This is a genomic window from Nocardiopsis lambiniae (assembly GCF_031845465.1).
Classification (GTDB): Bacteria; Actinomycetota; Actinomycetes; order Streptosporangiales; family Streptosporangiaceae; genus Nocardiopsis; species Nocardiopsis lambiniae.
The window spans coordinates 417,318-428,069 of the sequence record NZ_JAVREP010000001.1 but is presented as its reverse complement, the minus strand read 5'-3'; the positions used below and the strand labels follow the sequence as shown (position 1 = coordinate 428,069).

Annotated in this window: 8 protein-coding genes and 1 tRNA gene; 3 read left to right on the top strand and 6 right to left on the bottom strand. The window is 69.0% G+C overall.

Annotation, left to right across the window (positions count from 1 at the left end; translation table 11 throughout):
- Positions 1 to 159: 159 nt before the first annotated feature.
- The 4 genes from RM479_RS01905 to RM479_RS01890 form a co-directional block, all read right to left on the bottom strand.
- A complete protein-coding gene (locus tag RM479_RS01905) occupies positions 160 to 1,479 on the bottom strand; it encodes a hypothetical protein (RefSeq protein WP_311509967.1) in 1,320 nt (439 codons plus the stop codon).
- A 329-nt stretch (positions 1,480 to 1,808) separates the two neighbouring features.
- Positions 1,809 to 2,435 (bottom strand): chaplin family protein, encoded by a 627-nt coding sequence (locus RM479_RS01900; RefSeq protein WP_311509966.1) that lies wholly within the window; start codon positions 2,433 to 2,435, stop codon positions 1,809 to 1,811.
- Positions 2,436 to 2,589: 154 nt separating this feature from the next.
- Positions 2,590 to 3,582 carry a hypothetical protein gene (locus tag RM479_RS01895; protein ID WP_311509965.1) on the bottom strand — a complete coding sequence of 331 codons (993 nt, stop codon included), beginning with the start codon at positions 3,580 to 3,582 and terminating at the stop codon, positions 2,590 to 2,592.
- Positions 3,583 to 3,799: 217 nt separating this feature from the next.
- Entirely contained in the window at positions 3,800 to 5,122 is a 1,323-nt protein-coding gene (locus RM479_RS01890; RefSeq protein WP_311509964.1) for a M20/M25/M40 family metallo-hydrolase, read from the bottom strand.
- Between the two features lie 143 nt (positions 5,123 to 5,265).
- Here RM479_RS01890 and RM479_RS01885 point away from each other — a divergent pair.
- A tRNA-Leu gene (locus RM479_RS01885) sits at positions 5,266 to 5,350 on the top strand.
- A gap of 70 nt (positions 5,351 to 5,420) precedes the next feature.
- On the opposite strand, the gene RM479_RS01880 is transcribed toward RM479_RS01885, so the two are convergent.
- Positions 5,421 to 5,990, bottom strand: a complete 570-nt coding sequence (locus RM479_RS01880; RefSeq protein ID WP_397221073.1) for a site-specific integrase — start codon at positions 5,988 to 5,990, stop codon at positions 5,421 to 5,423.
- A gap of 479 nt (positions 5,991 to 6,469) precedes the next feature.
- A complete protein-coding gene (locus tag RM479_RS01875; protein WP_311509962.1) occupies positions 6,470 to 7,561 on the bottom strand; it encodes a hypothetical protein in 1,092 nt (363 codons plus the stop codon).
- A gap of 1,091 nt (positions 7,562 to 8,652) precedes the next feature.
- Here RM479_RS01875 and RM479_RS01870 point away from each other — a divergent pair.
- The gene (locus RM479_RS01870) at positions 8,653 to 9,354 is read left to right on the top strand and encodes a type IV toxin-antitoxin system AbiEi family antitoxin domain-containing protein (protein ID WP_274810109.1); all 702 of its coding nucleotides are present in this window, start codon (positions 8,653 to 8,655) and stop codon (positions 9,352 to 9,354) included.
- On the top strand, positions 9,351 to 10,250 hold the full coding sequence (locus RM479_RS01865; RefSeq protein WP_274810110.1) for a nucleotidyl transferase AbiEii/AbiGii toxin family protein: 900 nt from the start codon (positions 9,351 to 9,353) through the stop codon (positions 10,248 to 10,250). The genes RM479_RS01870 and RM479_RS01865 overlap by 4 nt, the downstream gene beginning before the upstream one ends.
- The last annotated feature ends 502 nt before the right edge of the window (positions 10,251 to 10,752 follow it).

The window sequence follows — 10,752 nt, the reverse complement described above, 5'->3', positions numbered from 1 at the left end:
GATGCGACACCCTGCTCGTGTCGCGACGGGATCCGGATGTCCGGATCCATCCGGGCCTGTGGTGTTCGGCACCTCGCAGTCCACCGCGTTCCTCACGGAACGAGGCGCCTCACCCCACCGGCGACGGATCGGACCCGATCCACCGGTTCCCCAGGGCCGCTAGAGGCCCAGACCCACGGCGCCCAGGACCTGACCGACCGGGTCGACCGAGGCGGGGGCCTCCGGCAGCTCCGCCGCGTGCTCCGGAGCGTGCTCGGCGACCGCCTGCTGGGCCGTCTCGCTCACGGTGTACTCCGCGGGCAGCATCTCCGAGACCGGGATCTCGGGCAGCCGCTCGGCGGCGGGCAGCACGTCCAGGACGCCCGACTGGTGCTCGGTGGCGCTGTGGTGGACGACGGTCGCGTTGTCGCCGGTGGAGCTCGCGCCCGCCATGCCGGCGACCGCGCCGACCGCGTTGCCGGCCACGTTCACGGGAACGTCACCGTCGAGAACGGCCTGGTTACCGCCCAGGACGGAACCGTTGCCCGAGGTCGCGATGTCCTCGTGCGCCTCCTTGACCACCGCGCTGCTGTCGGTGGAGGCCGCGCCGGCGACGCCGCCCACGGCGCCGACGGCGTTGCCCGCGACGTTCACCGGAACGTCCAGGTGGGCCACCAGCTGGTTGCCGCCCAGGACGGAACCGTTGCCGGAGGTCGCGATCGACTGGTGCTCGCGGACCGGAGCGGACTGCTGGAGGGTGCCGACGTCCACACCGGAGGTGTCCGGCAGGAGCCGCACGCTCTCCGCGGCCTCGGCGACCAGGTCGACCGGGGTGATGTCGCCCGCGGCGGAGTAGTGGTCGCGGTTGTGGTGGTGCTTGTGGTGGTGGTGTCCGTCCAGCACCAGGGCGTCGGCGTCCGTGGCCGCCGCACCGGCGACGCCGCCGACGGCGCCGATCGCGTTGCCCGAGATGTTCACCGGAACGTCCAGGTCACCGACGATCTGGTTGCCGCCGACGAGGGAGCCGTTGCCGGAGGTGGCGACGTCGGGGTCGTGCTTGTGGCCGTGCTTGTGGCCGTGTCCGTGGCCGCCGTGCCGCACCACCGAGTCGGAGTCGGTGCTCGACGCGCCGGCGACGCCGCCGACGGCGCCGATCGCGTTGCCGGTGACGTTCACGGGGACGTCACCGTCGATCACCAGCTGGTTGCCGCCCAGGACGGAACCGTTGCCCGAGGTGGCGATCTCGTTGTGGTGGTGGTCGATGACGGCGGCGTCGCTGCCGGTGGTCGACGCGCCGGCGATACCGGCCACGGCGCCGATCGCGTTGCCGGTGACGTTGACCGGGACGTCGGCGTTGGCGACGGCCTGGTTACCGCCGAGGATGGAGCCGTTGCCGCTGGTCGCGGCGTCGCTGTCGGCGAAGGCCACGCCACTGCCCAGAGCGACGAAACCCGCCGCCAGCAGGACGGACTTCGCAGAGGTCCTGACCCACTTAGCCATGTGGGAAGTCCTTTCGAAAAAGTACTGAATTGAGAAGGTGTGTGTGCTCGGTCCACAGGCCGTTCCACACCCCTGGGTGGGGTACGGGCCTTCGGCCAAGGCCGGGGATCATCCGGTCGGCTCCGCACCTGGGCGGTGCGTGTCGGCCGGTGCTTGAGGGCTGCGCCGCGTTGCCGTCCACCGGCTGCGGACGGACGCGCGCGCCCCGTCGGTCAGCTCCGCCCTGGTGGGGCGGTGGCTGACGTGAACCCCGCGCACATGGCCTCGGCCGGTGCTACGGGACTCGCGTCAACCCCCGGGCCGTGGAAACGGCCCGGGAAGCCGTGCGATCAGGCTCGGGATCGTCGACGACCGACCAGGACCAGCCCGGTCCCGGCGACGGCCACGGCGATCGCGGCGATGATCAGAGCGGGTAGACCGGACCCCCCGGTCAGGGGGAGCTCGGCGCCCTGGGACGGGGCGGGCTCGGAGGGCTCGCGCGAGGTGCTGGAGTCGGTCGGCGGCCCGGAAGGGCTCTCGCTCTCCTCCGGCTCCTCGGAGGGGCCTTCGGACGGTCCCTCCGAGGGGCTTTCGGACGGTCCCTGGGACGGTCCCTCCGACGGGCCTTCGGACGGTCCCTCGGAGGGGCCCTCCGACGGGCCCTCGGACGGTCCCTCCGAGGGTTCCGGCGCGTAGCCGGGCAGGGTGGGCGGCGGCCCCTCCTTGCCCCTGTTCCCGCCCCTGTCCTGGGTCGAGGCGTCGCCGTCGGCGCACTGGGCGCCGGCGACGCCCAGGAGCGCGAGCGAGTTGCCGCACAGGTTGACGGGGGCGTCGACGTCGGCGTGGATCTGGTTCCCGCCGCCGATGGAGCCGTTACCGCTGGTGCCGGTGTCGGCCCAGGAGAATCCGGCCGGGGCGAGTGCGAGGAGTCCGGCGGCGGTCAGAGCCGCGATCCTGGCGTGGGTTCGATGGGTCATCGCGTGTCCTTGTCAGCGAGAGGTCGTGATTGCTGCGTGGACCGCGGTCGTCCGACTCCGGAGAAGGGACCCGTTCGGGGGCACGCCTTCGAGAAGTCAGCGGGTTGGGAGGGCGCGTGGGCGCACCGGACCGACCGCGGTGGTGAAGGCGCGGCTAGTCGGGGGAGAAGGTGGGGTCGTCGGCGGCATCGCGCACGACGAGAGTGGGGTCGCCGGGAAGGGCGACCCGCTGGGCCCGGGGGGCCATGTGAGCGGCCCGGGCCATCAGGAACCCGGCCGCGCCGGGCGCGGGGAACGACGGGGCGGACGCACCGGTGGCGTCCCCGCCGCTCGGACCGTGGGAGCCGCCCGCGATGAGGCGGATGCGCTCACCCCGGTCGTCGTCGGCGACGAGAGCGTCCGTGTCCTCGGCGGTGCCGAGGGACGGGCTCCGGAAGTCGCCCGCGGCGAAGAGCCGGTCGAAGCCGGGCGCGGTGCGCCTGGAGGGGTCGACGGCGTCCGTGGCGGACCCGACCGCCCGGTCCACCGCGGACCTGGCCACGGCGGCTGGGGTGTCGGGGCCACCGGTCGGGGGGATTTCGACGGGCATGGTGTTCACGCCGTCGAGTGCCCCCAGGCTCCCGGTGGATTCGGCCAGGCCGGTGGTCACGGTGCCGACCAGGTCACCGTCGCGCAGCGCGCCGTCGGCGGAGCCGACCACGTCGTGGCCGGTGGTGGCGACGGACTCGACCAGACGGCCGGCGTTGTGCGCGGTGCCGTCGACGGCCCGCGCGGTGTCCTCGACGACCCGGACCGCGGAGGAGCCCTCCAGGGTCCCGGTGACGCCGGTCTCCTCCAGGGCCGTGGCGGGAAGCGCCGCGGCCTGGGGAACGACGCTGCCGGTCAGGGTGCCGGCGGCGGCCTTGGCCGCCTTACCGGTCGTCCCGACCTCGTCGGCCGCGGAACGGCCGGTGCTCTCGACGACGCCCTCGGAACCGAGGACCCGTTCCACGAGACGGCCGGAGCCGGTGTCACCGTGGGCGACACCCACTCCGGCCAGCCACGCCACGGCGACGATGCCGGACAGGAGCAGCAGACGGTACAGGGCACGGTCACCACGGGCAGCGCGGATGGTCGATACCGACCACTCCCGGCCCGTGAGCACCATCGATGCCCCTCGCTTCCCTGCTGCTGGACGGTCCCGCACGGCGGCGCCGCTCGGATCGAATGCCACGGAAGCACGGTGAAACGTGCTTGAGCCATCGCATCCCTGAACTCACAGCCACCGTAGCATCACGTTCAGTGATGATGCACGAGAACGGGAGCCACTGCCGAGAACTTTCTCGGCAGTGGCTCCCGGGCGAATCACCGCAGGTGGGGGCGGATCAGCTCATCTCGATGAACCGATCCAGCACCCGCACCCCGAATCGCAGTCCGTCGATCGGCACCCGCTCGTCCACGCCGTGGAACATGCCGGCGAAGTCCAGCTCCGGGGGAAGCCGCAGGGGGGCGAACCCGAAGTTGCGGATGCCCAACCGGGAGAAGCTCTTGGCGTCCGTTCCGCCCGACAGGCAATAGGGGACGGCCTTCGCCCCGGGGTCCTCCGCCAGCAGCGCCGCCGACATCGCGTCGACCAGCCCGCCCTCGAAGGGTGTCTCCACCGCCGGCAGGTGGTGGATGAACTCCCGGCTCACCTTGGGGCCGAGCAGCCGGTCGATCCGCTCGAAGTAGTCGTCCTCGGTCCCGGGCAGGAAGCGGCCGTCCACCTGGGCGGTGGCCTCGCCCGGGATGACGTTGGCCTTGTAGCCCCCGCCCAGCACCGTGGGGTTGAGCGTGTTGCGCAGCGTCGCCCCGATCATCCGGGCGATCGGCCCCAGTCGGGCGACCGTGGCGTCCAGGTCGTTCTCGTCGAAGGGGATCCCGAACTCCTCGCAGATCTCCTCCAGGAACGTTCTCACCGTGGGGGTCAGGTGCACCGGGAACTCGTGCGCGCCCAGCCGGGCGACCGCCGCCGCCAGCTCGGTGACCGCGTTGTCCCGGTTGACCATCGAACCGTGCCCGGCGGTGCCGCGCGCGGTCAGCTTCATCCAGGCGATGCCCTTCTCCGCGGTCTCGATCAGGTAGAGACGGCGGTTCTCCCTCACCGTGAACGAGAAGCCGCCGACCTCGCTGATGGCCGCGTCGCAGTCGGCGAACAGGTCCGGGTGTTCGTTCACCAGGTACTGGGCGCCCCAGGTACCGCCCGCCTCCTCGTCGGCGAGGAAGGCGAGGACGATGTCGCGCGGCGGGCGCCGCCCCTCGCGCAGCCGCTGCCGCAGCATCGCCAGGACCATCGCGTTCATGTTCTTCATGTCGACGGCGCCGCGACCCCACACGCACCCGTCGGCGACCTCGCCGGCGAACGGGTGATGCGTCCAGTCCTCGGGCGCGGCGGGGACCACGTCGAGGTGCCCGTGGATCAGCAGGGGCGGACGGTCGGAGTCCACACCCTCGATCCGCGCCACGACATTGCTGCGCCCGGGGTGCTTCTCATAGACGGTCGACTCGACCCCCACCTCGTCGAGCCTGCCCACCACGTACTCCGCGGCCTTGCGCTCACCAGGCCCGGAGTGGTCGCCGTAGTTGGACGTGTCGAAGGCGATGAGCTCTCGACACAGGTCGACGACCTCGACCTCCGCCGTGCTCGGACCCTCGGATTCCCGTGTCATCGGACGCTCCCGTTCCACCATGGCCTCTGTGCTCGTCGCACCCGACACTGTCACGATCACCCCCGGCCCGAAAAGCGGTTCGTGGCACTCCGGACCTTTGCTATTGTTGACCTGTCCGGCGGGAGACCCGCCGAACACCACCGGTCCGGGTGGCGGAATAGGTAGACGCGCTAGCTTGAGGTGCTAGTGGCCGTTAAGGCTGTGGGGGTTCAAGTCCCCCCTCGGACACAACTAAAGGTCCTGGTCACAGGGCCTTTTTTCATGCCCGGGTTGCAACGGAGGGTGCAACCGGAGCGGATCACCCGAAGAGGGATGCCACCTGCTCAGCGGCACGGGCCTGCATGCCCGGGAGCACATGAGCGTAGATGTTCATCGTGATGGACGGGTTGGCGTGGCCCAACCTCTCCTGAACCACCTTCACGGGAACCCCGGCCTTGAGAGCCAGGCTCGCCCACGTGTGCCTCAGGTCGTGAAGCCGGATGTCCGTGAGCCCGTGCCTGTGAATACGGGCGTCGAACACTCGCGACACCCTGTCGGGGTGCATGGGTCCCCCGGCGAAGGTGCCCTTCCTCAGGCGGTAGGAGCCCTTGGCGAAGACCAGGCCCTCATCCAGCCACCGTGACCCGAGTTCCAAGCGGTCCTTGGCCTGAGCGACCCTGTGCCGCTTGAGGACCTTGACCGTCTTCTCGTCCAGGTCGATCACACGGGGCTTGCTGCTCTTGGGCAGCGGCTCCCGGATGATCCTCCCTTCGATGACACCCACCGTCTGACGGATCACCGCCGTCTTGGCCTCAAGGTCGATGTCCTGCCAGCGAAGCCCGAGAGCTTCGCCACGCCGAACACCTGTGGAGGCGATGAAGTGCCACACCGGGTGGCGCGCCGTGTCCCTCTCCGCGTGGAGGAAGGCCCTCAGCGTGGCGCAACGCGAGTTCGTACATGTGCGAGTACGACACCACCGCCGAGGTGGCGGCCGGTGTCAGCGCAGCGGCGATGGCGACCCAACGGGACCAACGGGAAGCATCCATCGCAGGTCACCGCCCGTCCAGGGACAGGTTCGCGCTCAGAACCAGCGGCGCCGGGTCCCGTGGGGGAATGGTTCGAGTCCCCCTCGGACACCAACGAGGGCCCTGTTCGCAGGGCCTTTTCGTTGCCCGGGTCGCAGGGGTCGATCCAGGGCGAGGGACGCGCCGATCCTCATCATCGAGGAACCTGCCGCCCCGGGGCCCGAAGCGGCGGCCGGCGCCGACGCGCCCGCCCCGCCCCGGCCCTGGAGACGTCACCGGCTCCCCGAGGACGCGCTTCGCCTCTGACGAGGGTGTCCCGAGGTGTGGTGCCACCTCTTCGCGGTCAGGGGGAGAAGCTCTCGTTCTCCTGCTGGAACGAAGCCAGGACACCGTTGACCTCGTCGGGGAGCCCGTGGGACGGCGACCTGGGGGTCGGCACCTGGAGCGGAATGAGCTGTGAGGGCTGCGGGCGCTGGGAGGGGCCGCTGTGCACCATGTGTTCGATGTGGTCGGGGTAGCCGGTGAACCCCTGCGATTCGTGCCATGGGTACCAGGCGCCCCGCGTGGTCAGCGGGTCGAACCCCCATTTGGCGATCCTTGCCGCGGTCTCGTTCTCCACGATCGGATCGGCCATCGCCGCTCGCTGTCTGACCTTGCGCATGACGAAGAACGTGATCCCCAGTCCGGCGAACAGCACCAGTGGTACGGCTCGTTGGACGATCGGTCCGGAGGGGTTGGGGTTGATGGCCTCGCAGTCGGCCTCGCTCATGATGAAGTTGTCGGGGTCGTCGAGGATCTCAAGGCATTCCGCGTAGGTGAATCGGTCGTTGTCCGCGGCCTGCGAGAGGGACTCCGAAAGCGCCCCGTTCATGATCTGGAAGAGCATCATGAGCGCGAACAGGCCGGAAAGGACGAAACTGATGAGGAAAGCGACCTTGAGCCCGGTCTGCCGCAATCGCGCAGGATGACTCGCGAAACGCTGCCTCTCGTCAGGGGGGGTCTCGTCCTGTGCTCGCCTGATCGCATCCGCCCACACGGCGTTCCAGACCCGTTCGCGGTTGCGCAGGAAAGGTATGAGGACAGCGGCACGTCGCTGCCAGTCGACGAACGCCACACCCTCCGGCGTCTGCCGCCACATCGAGAACTCATGCCGGGCGGTCTGTTCGGCTATGGCCTGCTGAAGCGCATGCTGCTCTCGTTGGAGTGCGAATTGTTGCTCCTGCGTCCTCGCCATTCGCGCGGTGTTCGCGGCGGTGATGCCGTTGAAGACCATGCTGGCACCACTGGTGAAGGCGATTCCCTTCAAAAGACTCGTGTTCTGGGCCGCTGACCGGGCGGCGTTCGCGGACGATCGATCGATATTTCTCAGGTGCTCCGCGCTTTTCGCGGTCGAGTTATCGATGTTCCGCAGATGATCTTTGGGAGATTCGAACATGCCGCCATCTATTCTTTCTGCTCATACGTGGAAGGGATTCTGACATGGAGTCGCCAATGACGCAGAGCGGCGATCGCTCCTCGACCGACCGGGAATCATAACCCACAAACCGACGACAAGCGTAGCGAAAAAGCTGGTTCGCTATCATTCCCGGGCATCGCCTCGGCTTCGACGATCATGGCGACGAGTCCCACCGGCGGGGAGACCTCATCGAGCCGCCTCACGACGAAGACCCCGCCCTGGAAATTCCCGGGCAGGACCCACCCCCTGAAGTGCGGCAACGGTGCGGCCGGGTTTCCGGCGAACCCGAAAGACCCCGCTTCAACCCGTACGAAACGGTGGGACGGACCTCTCTCTCCCTGGTCACGGCATTGTTCATCTGCGTTTTTCCTCTCCCCCGAACTCAAGGACCAGGGGGTTCGAGCCCTCCTCGAACACCGGACACGGAAGATCCCCGGGTCGGCCACCTGGGGACCTCGCGTTGTACCGACCCGCACGGCCACGGCACGCAGAACGTCACCGCAGATCCGGACCCGGGGCCTTCGACTCCCACTCGGACACGAACCGCTCCCCCGCCGTGCGGCCACGCGGAGCATGTGCGGCGGATCGCCTCCATCACACCCGACACGGGACACGTCAACCCGTACCGGTTGTCGTAGAACACGCGTTGGGGCTCGCCGACCACTACGGCGTCGAACCCGCGGACCGGGCCCTCCAAAGCCTCCAACAGACGTGCCGACTCCGGTCTCCGCTGCCACGCCACGGCCCGGCTCCGGCCGATGTCGAAGAACTCCGCGACGATCTCGCCTCGACCCTCCACCAGTTGCCGCGCCCGTCTCCACTGCCACTGCCGTGACGCCGCAGGATCTTGTAGGTCTTCCGTCAGCACCCGCCCCAGCAAGGCGAAACGGATCATGGGAGCCTTCCGAACAGCGCGATCACACTCCGCGCCGGCCTCCAACCGCTTCACGACGCGGATCACACGAGAGCATGTCCAGCAACGCTGCACCGTATAGCGCAAGTGGTAGCTTCGCAGTACATCTCAAAACTTGTTACTGCGATATGTAGCGTTTGGGCTATACGATGCAGTCATGTCGCGCTCAACAACGATGGCTTCACTGGCCGACCTCGCAGAAGAGCAGTGGGGGCTGTTCACCCGCCGCCAGGCCGAGGCCACAGGGATGGCCTGGAGCACCCTCGCCCGCCATGCCTCGGACGCGGCCACCGTGGAACGCGTGGCCCACGGCGTCTACCGGCTGAGAGGCGGCCCACCACCGGAGCATCTGGAACTGCGTGCCGCATGGCTGCAACTCTCCCCGGACACACCGGCCTGGGAACGCCCACCGGAAGAAGGCGTCGTCTCCCACCGCTCAGCCGCCGCGCTCTACGGGCTCGGGCACCTTCCCGCCGACGTCCACGAGTTCACACTGCCCGAACGCAGACAATCCCGGCGCCCGGACCTGCGACTGCACCGAGGCCGCCTCCCGGACACCGACTGGACCTCTCTTGACGGTCTGCCGTTGACCCGGCCACGGCGCATCGTCTCGGACCTGCTGTCCGCCCGCGAGGACCCGGGAGCGGTGGGGCATATCGCGGCGGACGCTCTACGCGCCGGTGACGACGACCCCGCATCGGTGGCCCGTGCACTGTCCGGACACGCGGGGCGGTTCGGCCTGCGCCGCGGAGACGGACCCGCCCTGCTCCGCTGGCTCCTCGACCTGGCCGCCGCTCCCGAACGCGAACACTGGCTCAAGCAGATCTCCGAAACGAAAACCGAGACCTTCTCGTCATGACGCTGCCCTACAAGACCCCGGCGGCCTTCCGCCGTGCTCTGACCGACCGTCTCCGTTCGCAGGCGCACCCCCACGGTCCATGGCCGCTGTCGGAGTTGCAGCGTCAGTTCGCCTACGACCGACTGCTCGCCCGGCTCTACCTGGTCGACAACGACTGGATCGTCAAAGGGGCGACCGCGCTGCTGGCCCGAGAACTAGCGGTACGCCGAACCGTCGACATCGACATCTACCGGAACACCGGGCGCGAGGCGGCGGAGCACGACCTGCGGGCAGCGTCCGCGCAAGACCTCGGGGACTGGTTCCGCTTCGAGACGGGACGGTCCACGCCCATCTCCGACGGTGCCAACGGTGTACGTGTGCCCGTCACCTCCCGATTGGGAACCACCGTGTGGACGAAGTTCCACGTGGACGTCGTCGCCGAGAATATCCGCATGACCGGGATCGCCGAGGACGTCCCGCCCCTTCCACCCCTCGACGTCCCCGGCCTGGAACGCTCCGGGTACCGCGTCTACCCTCTGGTCGATCACATCGCCGACAAGACCTGCGCCATCCTGGAACGACACGGCCCGGAGCAACGCCCTTCCACCCGCTTCAAAGACCTCGTCGACCTGGTCTCCGTCGTCAGCCGGACGCCCCTGCCTGCTGATGAACAGCGCCATGCCCTGTACTCCGAAGCCGAACGCAGGGGCCTGGCACTCCCCCGCAGGTTCTCCGTCCCGGACCGCGGCTTGTGGGAGCCCGGCTACGCCGCAGAGGCGGGACGTGCCCTGGCACTGCCGGCCGGCGCCCTGGACCAGGCGCTCGCACTCACCGAGCCCTTCCTCGACCCGCTGCTGAACCGGACCGCTGCCGGGACCTGGAACCCTCACACGACCTCGTGGGAGTCTTCGACATAGCGAGCCCGGAGTACGGAGACACCACGCGTTTCTCATAGGGGACCAAGAAGGCTTCCCAGCGCACGCTAAGTAGCGGTATCGCTCTCGACTTCTTGATCGTGAACACTCAACTCGCATCTGTTCGCTTCGCTCCCGAGGTTGAGCAGGGTGTGATCGAACCGCCTTTGGCGACCCCACTGGCTGATCAACCTGCCCCACCGAGGCTTACGGCCGAAGGCTGTCGCAATCTGGTCCCCCGTGGGCGGTGACCCGTGCTTCTTCCGGTGATCCAGGGCCCATCGCCATGCGTGTAACTGGTTTTCAGGCGGCGCAGGGTGACTCGGTTCGTCCCCGTCGAGTGTTCCGACATACCGTTCGCGGACGACGTACAGTTCTGTCCCCTCCGCCTGCCCTCGGGCTTCGGGAACCGGAGAGGCGTCTTCGGGGTGCGTACGCTGCGCGCGGCCGTGCGGAACTCGCGCATGAGCAGTGCGTACGCACCGATCAGAGCGAAGCTCGGCCA